The following is a 16,173-nucleotide window of genomic DNA, read 5'->3' as shown; positions in this document are numbered from 1 at the left end:
CCCGTGTATCTTTTGAAGTGGGCATACATCAATTGGGAGGTCAAGCCGTGTTTTTGGACTGGATGACCACCAATTTTGGATTGGCCGATGTGCGCGATGAAGCACAGGTCCTATCGCGATATGCAGATGTGATTATGGCGCGCATGCTCAAACACGAAGATCTGCTGCGGCTGACCCTCGGCTCCGAAGTCCCTGTGATCAACGGATGTTGCGACCGTTATCACCCATGTCAAGCCCTGGGCGATCTGCTATCGATTCTGGAAGTGCGCGGCAAATTGGCGGGAACGCATGTAGTTTATGTGGGCATATGGAACAATGTGTGCAATTCGCTGGTGACAGCGTGTACAAAAGCAGGCGTACGCATAACGGCTGTGACGCCAGAGATCAACAAGCCATCGGCAGACCCCGAATTGGTCAAAGCAGCGCGTGCAACCGGGTTATTTGAAGAAACGCTGGATCTGGAAACCGCTATTGCCGATGCAGATTTTGTTTATACCGATACGTGGATTGACATGGAATTTTTTAACAAGCCAGAATTTGCAGAAGAAAAGAAGCGACGCACCAGAGTATTCATGCCATATCAGATCAATGGCGATTTGCTCAAAAAGACAGATGCTTATGTAATGCACTGCTTGCCTGCACACAAGGGATATGAAATAACGGATGAGGTCATGTCAAGCGAGCGATGCATTGCCGTGGATCAAGCAGAGAATCGCATGCACATTCAAAAGGCCGTATTGCTTCAAATGATTGGACCAGAGCGGATAACATAATGGCTATACCGGAAAGATTATCTCGAGAAATCCCCAACCCCAGACAGATACTGGAGGAGAAGATCGCATCCCGTGAAGCGCGGATAGCAGTGATGGGATTGGGATATGTGGGATTAACCCTATCTGTGGAATTGGGCAAGGTGGGATTTTCCGTCACGGGAATCGATACATCGGCGTGCAAAGTGGATCTGGTAGAATCGGGAAAGTCCGATGTGCAGGGCGTATCGGAATTTGAGGTAGCGGGTCTCAAAGCCGTGGGGAAATTGACAGCAACTCGAGAATGCGATGTGCTCGATGAAGCTGATGTGGTCGTAGTATGTGTGCCCACACCCTTGAATAAAACACGCGATCCGGATGTCTCGTTTATCCTACAAGCATGTGGTGCAATCAAAGACCGACTGCACTGCGGACAACTGGTAATTCTGGAAAGCACCACGTATCCAGGGACGACTCATGAACTGGTATTGCCCCTGCTCGAAGAAAGTGGCTTGAAGGTCGGTCGAGATTTTTTTCTGGTATTTTCTCCAGAGCGCGTCGATCCGGGCAATAGCGTTTATACCATCACCAACACGCCCAAAGTCGTGGGTGGTATTACACCGTCTTGCACAGAAATAGGCACGCATTTTTACCGGCAATTGATCGGCGAAGTCGTGCCGGTCTCATCGACCCAGGCTGCTGAAATGACCAAGCTGCTGGAAAATACATTTCGTAGTGTAAATATCGGCCTTGTCAATGAAGTAGCCCTGATGTGTGACCGTCTGGGAGTGGATGTTTGGGAAGTCATCGATGCCGCAGCGACCAAGCCGTTTGGGTTTATGCCCTTTTATCCCGGTCCCGGGTTGGGCGGGCATTGCATTCCAGTTGATCCGCACTTCCTCGCCTGGAAACTAAAGACCTTGAATTACAATGCGCGCTTTATCGAATTGGCCAGCGAAGTGACGCGCAGCATGCCGGGCTATGTGGTTGAAAAAACCACCGACGCCCTCAACGAATACGAGCGGTGTTTGAAAGGCTCGAACATCCTGATCTTGGGCGTGACGTACAAGCCCGATGTACGCGATATTCGCGAGTCACCAGCATTGGATATTATAGAAATGCTTCAGGAGAAAGGGGCGAAGGTCTCGTATTGCGATCCGTTTGTGGATCACTTGCAGACAGAAAGTTTGGACTTGAAGAGTACTTCTTTAAATAAAAAACATTTAACAGAAGCCCATTGTGTGGTCATTGTGACGCATCACAGCGACTGGAATTATGAATGGATTGTAAAACACGCGCGCTGTATTGTCGATACGCGCAATGCCACGCAGGCTGTATCTGGAAACAAAGATCACGTCTTTAAACTATAAATGCGAATCAACGAATCAACGAATCGAAGCTCGTAGTGATTTTGGGTGGTAGGGTGGGGTTCGTCTATTCGTCTATTCGTCTATTCGTCTATTCGTCCAAGGAACTATATGCGTATTTTACTAACAGGTGGCGCAGGGTTTTTGGGATCCCATTTGTGTGACCGTTTGCTGGACGAAGGGCACGAACTAATTGTCATGGATAACCTGTTGACCGGACGTGCAAAAAATATCGCACACCTGTTTGGACGAGATGGTTTTACATTTGTAAAACACGATGTGACGCAATACATCTATGTAAAGGGCCCACTGGATTATGTATTGCATTTTGCCAGCCCGGCCAGCCCCGATGATTTTTCGCGCTATCCCATTCGCATCCTGAAAGTAGGCGCGCACGGCACGCACAACGCGCTCGGTGTGGCACGTGCAAAAAAAGCGAAGTTTTTTTTGGCCTCAACATCAGAAATTTACGGCGATCCACTGGTGCATCCGCAGCCAGAATCGTATTTGGGCAATGTCAATACACTGGGCGTGCGTGGCGTCTATGACGAAGCCAAGCGCTTTGCCGAAGCCATGACAATGGCCTACCACCGCGAAAGCGGGATCGATACGCGGATTGTGCGGATTTTTAATACCTATGGGCCTCGCATGCGCAAAAACGATGGCCGGGCCATTCCCAATTTTGTCAATCGGGCGCTGGCAGATGAACCACTAAAAGTATATGGCGATGGCAGTCAAACGCGCAGTATTTGTTATGTCTCAGACCTGATTGAAGGGATCTATCGATTGATGCATACGGATTATCACGCGCCCGTAAACATCGGCAATCCATCGAGTGAAACATCCATGTTAGATCTGGCAAAAAAAATAATTGAGCTAACCGAAAGCAAAAGCGAAATCGCGCTCAGGCCCAACGCGCAAATCGGCGACGATCCTCAAATGCGGCAACCCGATATCACCCTGGCCAAAAAACTCCTGAGATGGGAACCCAAAGTGACGCCAGAGCAGGGATTGCGACAGACAATAGAGTGGTTCAGGGAGAATTAGGCTGGAGACCGCTTGACTGGAAGGATTAACTTAGATATATTTTTAAACGTGCTGGGGGCGACACGGCTTCGACGGGGGTGGAGAGATAATAGCTGCGTGTCGAGGTACCCAATCACCTCGTAAAACAATTGGGAAAAAACGCAACTGCGGACGATAACACGTACGCAATGGCTGCCTAACTAACCGTTACGCAGTCCGTTCTCTCAGACCTTGCCTGCGTGGTCTGGGCAGAGTGCCGACGAGAGCAGGCTGGTGCGGGGGTTTCCGCTCGAGGGCCTCCGGATGAGAGCGGGCCACAGCCCCAACCATCGGGCTGGCACCTCAGCGACCCTGTCTGTTGGGGCGCGGGGTGCGAGATTCTAAGTGAATAGACTACACACGTAGATGCCGTTATCAAACCGCTTTCGGACGCGGGTTCGATTCCCGCCGCCTCCACCAATCTTTTCGGGCGAGCCGATCTACGGGCTGGCCCTTCATCGTCTCACGGCACGCTACCATCCCGCTGCCCTTCCAAAGAACATTCCCATGCAAACCGAATCCCTGCGCCGCGCCCTGCACGACCTCCTGGGCATCCCCACGGTCCGCTGCGACCTGGCTCCGGAATTCCGCGGACAGATCGAACGGGATGGAATCGTCGTCGAAAAATGGATCTGGACGAGCGAACCGGGTTCCCGCGTCCCCTCCGTACTCTATCGACCGGCACACCCCACCGCACCCATGCCATCCATCGTAATCACCTGCGGCCACGGCGGCAGCAAAAGCCAGTGGCAGTACACCTACATCCCCCAACTCTACGCCAAACTCGGACTGGCTTGCCTGGTTCTGGACCCGGTCGGAGAAGAAGAGCGGCACATCTGCGGCGACCTGGGTACCCGGGCACACGATCCTGAAGAAGTCCACACCTGCGCCGATGATGCTGGCCGGCTCATCATGGGCAAGCTCGTCTTCGACACGATGCGGGGCATCGATTTTCTCTTCACCCGGAGCGACATCGACCCGGAGCGCGTCGGTGTGGCGGGAAACTCCCTCGGCGGTGCCAAGGCCTCCTGGATGCTGGCCCTCGACACCCGCCTCAAGCTGGCCCTGGTCTCCGGTTGGGCGCTGTGCGACACCATGACGGTCACCGGCAAGTTCTGCACCCGCGTCCCAAATCAGCGCCTGCGCACCCTCTGTACCTGGCCAGAATTTCTCTCCCTGGCTGCGCCCCACTGCGCCGTCCTCATCCTCAACGGCGACGCCGATGTCATCATCGACACAGAGGGAGACAGTGCCGCGTGGGAAGGTACCCGGAACGCCGTGGCCGGCGCGGCTCCGAATTTCCCGGACGGCCACATCGCTTGCTGGTTCGAACCAGCGGGAGGGCATCGACCCTACTTCGGCTACACCGTCGCCCTAAAATGGATCCACCGCCACCTCGGCGCCCCCGGTTTCGACCCCGAAGAGAGCCTGCCCACCCTCAACTCGGGCGACTGGTGCGACGCCAACGGCGTCATCCTGGAAAAACTCTACGGCACCGATCTCCACCAGCGCGGCGCCACCCTTCCCGACCTCGGCATCCGGCCCATACACCGCACCGACCTGGCATGCCTCCGTCCAGAGGAGACCGGCGACCCGCGCTACACCCTGGAAGGCTGGCTGGAGCAGATCCAGGCCTGAGTAAAAAAGGCTGGTGACTCCGTGACGATCTCCACCTTCTATCGTTTTTTACGCAGACGACACGACATCTTGAGTACAATGTTCTCCATGTTAGGGGATTAGCTGTGAATGCGCAACTGGCAGACCGATATTTATACCCCAGTGGGAGTGAAATCTGGCAGGATCCAAATGGTCTTCTGATCAATTTATCTTCCCTGCCTCAGCCCAATCTCATAGGATTAAATGAAGTTGTTAAGTTACCCGGTGGAATTCTTCTAGCAGAAGGTGGCATGGGTAAGACGACATTCATGGAGCAGTTGAAGGCTTCACTACACGGTCAGTCAGTTCACCTATTCAAACTGTGGGAATATGTACGCAATCCTGGATATTTCGAAGACAATCTGACTGCTTCCTCAAGAGATGAAGCTCAAACTCTTATCCTTGATGGCCTTGATGAAGCTCCTGATTTAGCTGGCGTTATTTTGCGGAGGCTTCCCGATTTGTCAAAAAACACGTCGGTGTGGATCTCATCACGCGATGGAGCTGCTATCCGCACGATACAAGAAAGTGGTACGAAGCTAACCTCATACAACTTGGCTCCCCTTACAATAGAGGACTTACATGTACTTGCTAAACAAGCAGGGGTCAACGGAGACGAATTCTTGGATGCTGTTGTCAGTCAGGGATTACTACCTATTTGCGCGAAGCCGCTTGGATGCAAATTAGCACTCTCGGTATTCCGCGAGAATGGTCTGACAGGAGTCGCTCAACGCGATCTATGGCACAAGGGGATTGAAAGGCTCTGTGATGAAACTCCAGCGGGTACACGTCAACTCGTTAGTCCTCAGTTTCCCCTTAATGAGGTCCTGCACTGTTCTACCTGGATTTCGTTGTGTTTGGCACTCACAGATAACCGTTTTGTTTGGAACCATGAACAGAGTTATTGCCCAGAGCAGTCACTTGGCATATCCGATTTGGCTTCAGATCGCTTTTCCGTAGAGCTGATTCAAGCAACGTTGCAAAGAGGAGTGTTCTCTCCGTTAGGCGATGGCCGCATTATGTTTTCCCATGCCATGTATGGAGATTTTCTCGCCGCATTTGGCTTTAAGAGCTTCATTCCAGTGAAATACTGGACTCCGTTGTTCCTAAACGGTCAGCGGGATGCGGTTTTTCCACAACGCGAGGGGATCGCAGTCTGGCTTGCGACATACGACAAGAAATTCCTTGAAGCCCTGTCTGAAATTCGACCAGAGCTATTGCTGGAATCCGCTGATTCTGTTCAGACTATCGGTCCCAAGATTCTCTGTAATGCACTCCTTGAACGCGCCGACAACCTCAGTCATAAGCAACGGCAACTCTCAAATCTTCATCGGTTGAAAGCTGATCAAACAATCGAGATACTTAAAAATTATTTGTTGGACCCGAACGCCAGTACTTCCGTCAGAGAACTCGCCACTGCCGTTGCAGAGGCTTGTGAGTACTCAGAACTTGCTGAGATATTCGCAGAACGGGTGTTGAATTCGCATTTGAGTCTTAGGGAGAGAGTAGATGCAGCCTATGCGGTGGGTAGGCTCAAAGATGAGGATGCGAAACGCCGTCTGAAGCATCTACTCCCAATTGATCCAGCAGTTGATCTAGAAGATGATCTTCTCGGTACGGTTCTGCGCGCTTGTTGGCCCGATCATCTGACATCTCAGGAACTCATTGACCATTTGGTTAAGCCTCAGAAGTCAAACTATATGGGAGCGTATAGTTGCTTTTTACAATACGACCTACCTGCATCCCTTGAGTCCTCGCTTGATGAGGAAAACGCCATTGTTCTGCTTACCTGGGCATTGAAATATATAGAAAGATATACTCCATTTGACACTTTTGGTAGGCTTGCACGTACAATCTATACTGTTTGCTGGAAATGGTCAAAAACTCCTAAAATTACGCAACTTCTCGCTGAAGGTTATGCGAAAGCCCTTGACCATCATCGGTCACCGTTTCTGCAGTTGCGTTATGAAGGTGAACGCATCTTGATACCTATCCTCACAAAGGATGCAGTTCTTGAGGATGTGGGAGGTCGTTTCGCTGTGCTCGAAACTTTGCTGACGTTCAGCACATACGATTTACGTATTTCGCATATTCCATTCAATGCGTTTCCTTTATACACTCAAGAAGATTTACCCTTGCTGTTTGATCGTGTTGATCGTGCAATTTCCGCCCCGTCAGAAACTCTTGTTGAAAAGTGGGTTGCTTGTATAAAAACTATTTTAGGAACTGATATAGATGAATATACAAATCAAATAGACCAATTGCATAAGCTAAGACCTGATCTCATTGATGACTCCGAGACGCTTCGTGCAGGTATGGAGAAAGCGACCCAACGTTTCAAAGAACAAGAACAAGAGAGGAAAAGGGTAGAAGAGGAGATTATAAATGAATGGACAGAGAAACAGTCTAAAATAGACAATGAAATCAAGGAGGCTCTTCATAACCCAAATTTGACTTCAGAGAATTTCGAACGCATATCACTTTGGTTGAATTCAGAAAGCCCTATTGGGCCTATAGATATTCGTTTATCCCCTGGTTGGGACAAGTTGACGGAAGACGAGCAAAGTATAATGCTCAACTTGGCTCAGCACTATCTCACGGAAGGAAAAATTTATCCTACCGAACCTGATCAACATTCATACAGCGTGGCGCGTGCGCTAACGGCACTCAGACTGTTGCGACCAGACATTTATTCTGATCTTTCTCAAGACGTTTGGGAAAGATGCTCAGTCGAGCTTTTAAAGTCCGTTATGAGTGATAACGTGGAATTGTTGGCTCCGTTGCTCGATAGGCTATCAAAACAGTTTCCTGATATTGCGACCGATGCAGTGCTTGATGTGCTATCTCAGGAACTAAAAGGAAATGTCATTTCCATCATTCACAACTGGGGGACCCGACTAAATGATGAGCAAGCAGAAGCAATATTGGATATGGCGGATGATCCAGCAATAGATCACGAGCGACGCTTTATAATTGTTAATAGCTTGGCTCAGCAGGGTAAAGAAGAACTGGTTCGTGAGTACTTGGATGCGCTTTTCGACAAAGGCTGGAGTGTTCCTCCTGATCCGAAATTCCATAAACTTCGCAAACTTGCCTTTGTTTTGAGTCCAGCGAGTTACAATCAACAGCTTTTGGATGCTCTCACATCAGATTCTGGATGGGGCCAAAAGTGGATTGAGGCATCTGTCGGTGGCTATGATGGCGATTTGTTGAAAGCGATTTTGTCCTGTGAATCTTGCGATTTAGGAAAAATGTACATTTGGTTACATGAGCAGTATCCAAAAGAAACACGTCCTGAGCATGAAGGCGTCTATACACCTGCCGCGATAGATGAAATACACAGGCTCAAAAATGAGATTATTAATCACCTTTCTCAGAGTGGAATAGCTGGAGCATCCATTGTTCTTGAAAGCATACTGCAGCGATTTCCCCCAGATACTTGGCTTACTGATTGTATTAGCGATGCCAGAAGGGCTGAACAGGCAACCACTCTACCCATATTGTCCGTTGAAAATATCAAGAAATTGAGCAAACAGGAAACGGATTCGCGGTGCTTGCTCTATTCTGTTCATGATCTCTTGGATCTTGTCATGAATGAGTTAGAAAGTTACCGTACCTATCTTCAGGGCGATACTCCCGCAGTGAGATATCTGTGGAATACTAACCCGATCCGTCCGCGTAACGAGGAAGACTTATCCGATCATTTAAAGAATTATCTTGACCTCAGACTAACAACTGATGTTGTCATTAATCGTGAGGTGCAGATTCGGCGCAAGCTGTTCAAAAATGGCACGCTAGGGAGCCGTACAGATCTATGGATTCAGGCTTTTGACGAGCACGGCAGTAAGCTCACTATATGTATTGAGGTCAAGTGTAATTGGAATGGCTCAGCAAAGACGGCTCTTAAGGAGCAACTCATAGATAAGTACATGTCTGGTCAGACAGCTACAGCGGGGATTTTCCTTCTCGGCTGGTTTGGGTGCGATAGCTGGGACCGCAACGACAATCGCCGAACTGCCGCGACATCTATCTGGTCTGATATGGACTCGGCTATAGCGGACCTAAAGAAGCAAGCCGAAAAGGAGCAAAACAACGGGAGTGCAGTCCAGTCTATCGTTATTGATTGCAGATGGAAGTAGTGGAGCGTAACTCCGAGGGTAGTTGCTATGGAGGTACGCGCTAAAACGTCGAGCGAAGGGCTCCATCAAGCAGTCGGTCCCTCGCTTTTCTGATTTCTTCAATCACTGAGTCAATTTCTTCGTGGCATCGCCACGCCGCTACCCGCAAAACTGTCCAACCGAGATTGGATAAGACGCGATCTCGGGCGATGTCCTGGCGCCGTTGTCGGCCTCTCGCGTCGGAATGCTGATCGCCGTCAACCTCGATGTTTAGCTTGATTCCCTGTTCCAGTATTGCAAAGTCCAACTCATACCCCTCCAAATTGAGCTTAGCATAGGGTAAGAGATCCCTGATCTGCATGGCGTCAAGCAGGAGTTGCTCAGATCTGCTGTCCGTGCGAAAATCGGCTGAGGGTTGAGCAACACCTTCATTCTGGGCAATCTCATCGCACAGATAGACACGCAGAGAGGCCAGAGTTGGACTCCCCAAATCTCCTATGAGCGGGTGTCCAAGAACGATCAGCGCTCGACGAGCACGGCTCACAGCCACGTTCAGGAGGTTTCTCTCTTTTTCTACCCAACGGATGCCGCTCTTGGACATACCGGGAGAAAGCACGGAAGAAAGAACGATTGCCTCACGCTCATCTCCTTGTAAGCGATGTGCGGTTCCGCTCACAAAACCGATGTCGGACAGAAAATCTTGGCCGAATTGTCTTTTCGCGAGCCAATCGATGAGTTGCGACTGCGCGGCGAATGGAGTTACCACGCCGACGGTCTTGTAACCAGACTCGATTACGCCCTGAATTTGTTTTACCGTTTGTTCCGCCTCGGATCGGTTTAGCCAACTTCCAGAAGCGGGCCGTTCTACAGTACCCTCGACATCGCACCAGGAGATGGCACGGTCACGATGAGCCGTATCGGAGATGTCCGTTAGTATGGTGAGTTCACCCCTGTAGAACGTTTTGTTGAACCAACGAGCGATGTGTGGGTGGCAGCGGTAGTGCTCATTGAGAAGAACTGGTATTTGGGGTCTTGCTGCAAACTCGAACGCGGAATAGGCCGAGCCGTCCTTGTGATGAATGCCACGCTTGCGCAGATCGTCGTTGTTGAATCCCGTTTGTGTGGCGATTTCTTGTAAGAGCCCATCGCTGAGGGAAATGATCGGATTCAGTTGGTATGGATCTCCCACCACAGCCAAACGTCTGGCGCGGTATGCCAGGGGCAGTACGGCTGCCAGGCTGCACTGGCTGGCTTCATCAACGATCACAAGGTCAAATAGTCCTGATTCCAAAGGGAAGTTATGTTGCGCTGACAGTGCTGTGCATGCCCAGCCTCGTAAGTAGTGAAACGAATTGCCAATGGCCCGTTTGAAACGATCTATGTTCGCAGAGATTGTGCCGAAAGCTGCCAGGCGGTCAGCACCAGAGCAGATTCGCGTCGCGGTGTCCGCACGGATCGCATAGAGGCTGGCTTCTGCCCATTTCTCGTCCGCTTCTTGCACACGGGTCGCCGGATCCCCCACAGCGGCCTTCAGTTGTTGCCGTTCTGATCGCCCAATTTCCAATTGGGAGGTCAGCTTTGCCATACGCTGATCCATTCGAGCCCAGTTAGCCAGTTGCTCTAATGGAGCGGTTTCGAGACAGTCGAGTCGCCTGCGTAGGCGTCGTGCGCGGAAGCGACGGAAAAACCACGTCCGCAACAATCGTCTGGATCGTATCTCTATTTCGTGGGAACTGATGGGCAGTTCGGGAAGGCTGGCAGTAGGCCATAGAGTTAGTGCCGTCTCTTTCAAAGCTGGCCTGAGTTCCTCCTGCTCCTCGACAACTCGCAATAGCTCCTCATCCAGTTCGTCCAGCCGTGTTAGTTTCTTCATTAACCGGGTGCGCTCAGTGGCGACCCGCTTCAACTGAGCACGCGCTGCCGCCTGGTTGCCGTCGTGGGTTTCCGCCTGATATGACGCTACAATGATGCGATCCGGAACCTGCTCGCGCACATCGCGATTGCCGGTGCGGACCAACAAGCCATTACAAACGTCTTCCTCTGCACGGTCAACGGCCACATCAACCGCAGCATTGTTAGTCGAGGTCACCAGGACTTTGTCGCCGTCCAGCCAAGCGTTTGTAACCGCATTCACTACGAGTTGCGTTTTTCCTGTCCCAGGTGGACCGGTCACAATCGTCAGAGGTTCTCTGCGGAGACGCTCAAGTGTCTCCTCCTGTGATTGGTTGCATACAAGCGGTGCTGCAAGAGGCTCGGATGGTGGGCGATTGTTTTCCTTCTGTGCGAAACTATCGGGGATAAGAGAGGCCGCAGCAGTAGTCGCCCAGTCTTTTCGGGTCTGTAGTTGTCGCAGTTCCTCACGAAGGGCGACGGTGTATCCAGACGCCTCGGCCATGACCGTGACCCCGGCGTTGTAGACACCTTGGTTGCGACTTACGTGCGATTCGAGCATTCTCGGATTGAGTCGCGATAGGATCTTGAGGCCAAGCAGACCAGCCACTCGTCCGGCGAGAGCGACAAAAGCGTCGGCATCTCCGAATGGCAAGCCGTCACTTAACAGGTCGCTGACGTCTTCGGTGATTGAAGGGTCGAAGATACCGCTTGCCGTGATGGCTAAGTTGAACTCCGGCTCCCCCGTGGCATGGAGTTCCCACTTGTCGCCGCGATTTCGTTCCGGTTCGATGTGTACAACAAAAAGAGGGGCGACCTTAGGCTTATGGTCGCGGTCAATCACAACTACGGTTGGCCAGCCATATATGATTGACCGCCCGTCTTGTGATCGCGTACGAGACAGACGATTGGCGAGTTTTCCAGACGCCGGTGTCGAGTCGTCCTGTCCAACCACCAGTTTCTCTTGTCCAGAATATAAGAACCACAAAGAGTTCTCTTCGACGTACGGGACCAGTGATTTCGCAGCTTCCGCTTCGATACACCGTTGCGCATATGCGCACAGTTTTTGCCACGGAGTATGCGATCTGTTAGCAGCCAGATTTAACGCGCTGTTGGAACTTGCATTCTTTATCGCGTTCCGAGAACTACCCACTACACTATCTGATGCGACTTGGGCCGAGGATTCCTCACTCGCGCAGTCAATACACCAGACCTCTTTCGACGATGGTGACCAGTGTGCTCGCTCACCGACTTTGAGGCTTGTCGCGCAAGCTCGGCATAGTCCGGCGTACTTCAGAGAGATGAAGCGTAGATCTTTGGGAAGTTCCATCAACGGTCCTCAGAGGGCGTTGCGTTTCTTATATAAAAGATTGCTGAGGTAGAATTTGGTATGAGCCACCCGCTCCTAATGCCAGGCCAGATATCGCTCCCTCAGTTCATCTATATCCCGCGACGCTTCTCCCAATGCCTCCTCCAAAAAAGCTCGGCACTTTGCTTCGTGCGCCACATCCCTCGGTGCATTGGGCGAGAGTCCTGATCCTTCCGAATAGACTTGCTCGTGAGCACCTGAACCATCGGTGTAGTGTACGCTTGTCAGAAACCGCCGCGACGTCTGATCCCTGATCCGCCTACTTTGTCCGCGTTCATAACCTTCCAACCAGACGAATGCGATGATGTTGATGTGATGGAACTGTTCCTCGGGAACGCTGCACGCCCCGACAATCTGTTCACGCGTCTCTTCCACCGTATCCGCGTGGACATTCCCCACAAGCTGATGTCGCGCCTTCGATAGGTCAAAGAAGTCACGCAGGTCCTGGTCCCAAAGGTAGCCGGGCGGCCGATGATCGCTCAACTCGAGCGCAATCGTGCAGCGTTTCTGGTCCGCGAGCGGCGGGATCTCCCCCGGCATCGCAATCGCAAAAGCCCGGTCCCCGGGTACAACGCTCAGAAAGGCACGCATCGTCGTCGATTTCCCGATTCCGCCCGGTCCCGACCCCACGATCCACGATGCCCCATTCGTCACATGCGACATCCACCACGCCGCCGTATCCAAATCAAATGGCCCCTGTTCAATCAGGTCCAGCAAGGACCTCGGTGTTTCTTCCCGGTCCGAATTGATCAATCGTCTCGGAATCACAAATTCGTCGTTTGCCATGCTTTACTCCCACTCAAAAGGACACTAAAAAGGTTTCAAAACCGCCAGCGCGACAACGAGGACCACAATAAGCGTTGTAACATGGCTAAATGTGCGAAAATACGCCGCGCTTCTGGTATTTTCGCCGCGTTGAAAATTCTTGCGCTGGCGCGACATCATACCGTGCAAACCGGCGAGCATGAGCACGAGTAGAATTTTGGTATGAAGCCACCCACTCGCCAGGCTCTCCGTTGCAACAATTAAAAGAATGCCCGAAACAAAAACCACAATCATACAAGGCATAAGCAGAAGCCGCATAAGATTGTATTCCATCTGTTGAAACACCGCATCTGTATCAGCAGAGGCATCGGCGTGATAGGCAAATAGCCGCGGCAAATACAAAATACCGACCATCCAGCCAATCATGGCAATGAGATGTACAACTTTTAGCCAAAGATAATATCCTATCAAGAAAGTCACAGTACTCTCCTCAATCGTAATTGCTGCTTTTGTGATCACCCATCAGGCGGCGCTGGCGCGTGGTCGCCTGCTCGATAATTTCGGGATCAAACTGAAACCGGTTGAGATAGGGCGGATATTTTTGCGTAATCATGCGTTTCGCATAGTGGACTTGAAGCAAATAGCGCGTTTTATCGCTGGTATTGGCCGTACCTCGATGCCAAACCTCACTGCGGAAAATGACCACATCGCCAGCATTGCACATAATGGATTTTTCAGTCTGCCCTTTCCATGCTGTATCGCCATTGGGGCTTCTACCCGAAAGGTGGCTACCGGGAATGAAATTGGTCGGACCAAGTTCTTCGGTAATGTCGTCGAGATAGAAATGTGCCGTAGTGATAAAAATGGGGATGCGCACCCGAGAATCCTCAAGTATATCTGCGGGCAGACTCAGGGGAAGCCAGTCAGTATGGAGATTCTGATCGGGACGACCGGGACCCGTCATCCATGCAGTCATGCCGATACAGTGGCAATCGTCGCCGTGTATGGCTTCAGCGACCTCAATCACACCGGGACGGTCGAGAAATTGTAAAAAATGAGCGTGCCGGTTAAATGCATTGTTGATGTGTTTATTGATAAAACCAATGTCTTCAGGACGCCCATCTTTGTCAAAACTTTCCGAAATCGGTGTAAGCGCGTCCATATAATCGCGGAGTTTTGCCACTTGATCGGACGTCAATACACCTGGCAGATACGCATAGCCATCGCGGTACAGAGCTTCGGTTTGCTCTGCAAGCGTATCGTAGGCGACAAGGGGAAGAGGATCAACCATATCAGGACTCCATAGCAATGTAGTTTGTAAGATCGCGCAGGGCGATTACTCTGTGTCCATTATCTGTGAGATGCTGCATACAGCGTTCAAAAAATGCGGGTTCGGTATGCACCCAGGGATGATCGAGGTCGGGTACTCCGTGAAAAGTAAGGACGGTAGCGCAACCATTTTGAGCCTGGTCGAGTGACCACAAGAAATCGTCGAAGTTCCAGTGCGGTCCCGACGCGCCTGTAGTTGGAATGAGAAGCGGATCGTGTTGCTCGGGATTATAGGCTGGGCCGCGACCACCTTCCCTGTCATAAGGATATTCGGGTACAGTGCCACGTCGGGCATAAGTAAAACCGCGTTCTTTGAGTACATCAACAGCTTCGGGAGTATTGGTGTAACCGGGGTAGCAAAATGTGGTGGGAATCGAGATACCGTAGTGGTTGCATTGGCGATCGATGTAGCGAATATCGGATAAAAGTTCCTCTCGTGATTGGCTGGCGACGCTTTTGTGTTGCCGTGTATGATTCCCAATTTCAAAGCCCAGATCGTGTAATTCGCGCACCTCTTCCCAGGTGAGATAGCGCGTTTTATCCGCGAGAAAGTTCAAGCCCTCAGTAATATAAAAAGTGGCATTGAACCCGCATTCGCGCAAGATCGGTGCGGCAAAGGTCTTTTGTGATTTGACACCGTCATCAAAGGTGAGAACAACGAGGCCATCTGGTATAGATACAGACATATTTTTCAATTAATAAGGCCAAACGCGCAATCCCTCACGCACGCAGTTGATCAAATCATCGGCGTGTTTGCTCGTCATAGGGAGAGAAACACAGCCACCTTGACGGATGACAATACCGTGGTTCAAAAGATAAAAGTAGAGCCAGCGGTGTTTTTCGCTGCTATCTCGTGCAGCCTGGCGATAGTTGGCAGGTGCCTGATCGAGAAAGTAGATGCGAAAAAGCGAACCAGCAGTGACAATAGTCACCGGAATATCGGCACTCTTGAAAGCATCTTTGAGACCAGCGGCAATATATTCGGTGAGCGAATCAATGTGGCGATATGCATCTGAGTCCATGGTTTTAAGAGTCATAAGACCAGCGATGGCCACAAGAGGATTGCCATTGTACGTACCAGATTGTGGGATAGCAGGTGATCCAGAAGTGGGATCATACAGCGCCATCACATCTTTGCGCCCACCAAAAGCACCAGCCGGAGTACCGCCAGCAATGACCTTCGCCAGGCAGGTCAAATCGGGCGTGATATTATACGCCGCCTGCGTGCCGCCTGACGTCATGCGAAAACTGACAATTTCGTCGAAAATAAGAAGAATATCGAGTTCCCGCGTCACATCGCGCAAAAGCGTGAGAAACTCGGGATCCGGCAGAGCCATACCCGCAGCAGTAGAAAGCGGGTCAATAATGACGCATGCGAGTTCTTCGGCGTGTTGACGAATGAGATGTTCACAAGCGCGCGCATTATTAAAGGGCAAAACGAGGACATTTTCAGCCGTCGCGGGTGCAAGACCGGCAGAAGAAAGCACCGAATGAGGCGCGCCTTCAGGACCGAGATCGGGAGTAACAGGGGGCACATAGCTTATGAGAGCCGGATCGTCAATACCGTGATACGCACCTTCAAATTTGGCGATTTTTTGACGCCCCGTAAAAGCACGAGCAACGCGCAGCGCATTACCCACAGACTCGGTACCAGAACTGCAAAAGCGCAAATGTTCGAGAGAGGGAACGCGCTCACGCAGAAGCTCTGCCCATTCGATTTCGAGTTGGGTAGGACCAAAAAAGGCCGTGCCACTATTGATGCGCTCGCGCAGGGCATCGCTCACAGCGGGATGGGCGTGACCGAGGATGAGGGCGGTGGCGTTGTTGACAAAGTCGAGACGGCGATTGCCATCGACATCATCGAT

The 16,173-nt window shown here is 51.3% G+C and carries 11 protein-coding genes and 1 other RNA gene; 6 read left to right on the top strand and 6 right to left on the bottom strand.

What is annotated here, in order from left to right; all coding sequences use genetic code 11:
• The 6 genes from OXH16_19870 to OXH16_19845 all read left to right on the top strand — a co-directional run.
• On the top strand, positions 1-773 hold a 773-nt coding region (locus tag OXH16_19870; GenBank protein ID MCY3683663.1), incomplete at its 5' end, for an ornithine carbamoyltransferase.
• The gene (locus OXH16_19865) at positions 773-2,119 is read left to right on the top strand and encodes a nucleotide sugar dehydrogenase (GenBank protein MCY3683662.1); all 1,347 of its coding nucleotides are present in this window, start codon (positions 773-775) and stop codon (positions 2,117-2,119) included. The genes OXH16_19870 and OXH16_19865, both read left to right, overlap by 1 nt.
• Positions 2,120-2,227: 108 nt before the next feature.
• The gene (locus OXH16_19860; GenBank protein MCY3683661.1) at positions 2,228-3,163 is read left to right on the top strand and encodes an SDR family oxidoreductase; all 936 of its coding nucleotides are present in this window, start codon (positions 2,228-2,230) and stop codon (positions 3,161-3,163) included.
• Positions 3,164-3,216: 53 nt separating this feature from the next.
• Positions 3,217-3,601, top strand: a transfer-messenger RNA (tmRNA) gene (gene ssrA, locus OXH16_19855).
• 87 nt (positions 3,602-3,688) lie between these two features.
• Positions 3,689-4,819: an acetylxylan esterase gene (locus OXH16_19850; protein ID MCY3683660.1), complete on the top strand. Its 1,131-nt coding sequence runs from the start codon at positions 3,689-3,691 to the stop codon at positions 4,817-4,819.
• 104 nt (positions 4,820-4,923) lie between these two features.
• On the top strand, positions 4,924-8,976 hold the full coding sequence (locus OXH16_19845) for a hypothetical protein (GenBank protein ID MCY3683659.1): 4,053 nt from the start codon (positions 4,924-4,926) through the stop codon (positions 8,974-8,976).
• A gap of 40 nt (positions 8,977-9,016) precedes the next feature.
• On the opposite strand, the gene OXH16_19840 is transcribed toward OXH16_19845, so the two are convergent.
• The 6 genes from OXH16_19840 to OXH16_19815 all read right to left on the bottom strand — a co-directional run.
• Positions 9,017-11,350, bottom strand: a complete 2,334-nt coding sequence (locus OXH16_19840; protein ID MCY3683658.1) for an AAA domain-containing protein — start codon at positions 11,348-11,350, stop codon at positions 9,017-9,019.
• Between the two features lie 900 nt (positions 11,351-12,250).
• Complete coding sequence (locus OXH16_19835) at positions 12,251-13,000, bottom strand: hypothetical protein (GenBank protein ID MCY3683657.1); 750 nt, start codon at positions 12,998-13,000, stop codon at positions 12,251-12,253.
• 24 nt (positions 13,001-13,024) lie between these two features.
• A complete protein-coding gene (locus OXH16_19830; GenBank protein MCY3683656.1) occupies positions 13,025-13,459 on the bottom strand; it encodes a CopD family protein in 435 nt (144 codons plus the stop codon).
• 10 nt (positions 13,460-13,469) lie between these two features.
• A complete protein-coding gene (locus tag OXH16_19825; GenBank protein ID MCY3683655.1) occupies positions 13,470-14,270 on the bottom strand; it encodes a phytanoyl-CoA dioxygenase family protein in 801 nt (266 codons plus the stop codon).
• Position 14,271: 1 nt separating this feature from the next.
• Positions 14,272-14,994 (bottom strand): polysaccharide deacetylase family protein, encoded by a 723-nt coding sequence (locus OXH16_19820; GenBank protein MCY3683654.1) that lies wholly within the window; start codon positions 14,992-14,994, stop codon positions 14,272-14,274.
• 9 nt (positions 14,995-15,003) lie between these two features.
• Positions 15,004-16,173 (bottom strand): aminotransferase class III-fold pyridoxal phosphate-dependent enzyme (locus tag OXH16_19815; GenBank protein ID MCY3683653.1); only part of this gene is annotated, 1,170 nt, incomplete at its 5' end.

This window comes from Gemmatimonadota bacterium (assembly GCA_026705765.1).
Lineage (GTDB): Bacteria > Latescibacterota > UBA2968 > UBA2968 > UBA2968 > VXRD01.
This window is presented reverse-complemented; position numbering and strand designations above follow the sequence as displayed.

What these genes read in the sequence shown, in the direction of transcription:
- OXH16_19865 (MCY3683662.1), top strand. Translation starts at nt 773, where the DNA reads ATGGCTATACCGGAAAGATTATCTCGAGAAATCCCCAACCCCAGACAG.
- OXH16_19835 (MCY3683657.1), bottom strand. Translation starts at nt 13,000, where the DNA reads ATGGCAAACGACGAATTTGTGATTCCGAGACGATTGATCAATTCGGAC.
- OXH16_19860 (MCY3683661.1), top strand. Translation starts at nt 2,228, where the DNA reads ATGCGTATTTTACTAACAGGTGGCGCAGGGTTTTTGGGATCCCATTTG.
- OXH16_19850 (MCY3683660.1), top strand. Translation starts at nt 3,689, where the DNA reads ATGCAAACCGAATCCCTGCGCCGCGCCCTGCACGACCTCCTGGGCATC.
- OXH16_19820 (MCY3683654.1), bottom strand. Translation starts at nt 14,994, where the DNA reads ATGTCTGTATCTATACCAGATGGCCTCGTTGTTCTCACCTTTGATGAC.
- OXH16_19825 (MCY3683655.1), bottom strand. Translation starts at nt 14,270, where the DNA reads ATGGTTGATCCTCTTCCCCTTGTCGCCTACGATACGCTTGCAGAGCAA.
- OXH16_19840 (MCY3683658.1), bottom strand. Translation starts at nt 11,350, where the DNA reads ATGGCCGAGGCGTCTGGATACACCGTCGCCCTTCGTGAGGAACTGCGA.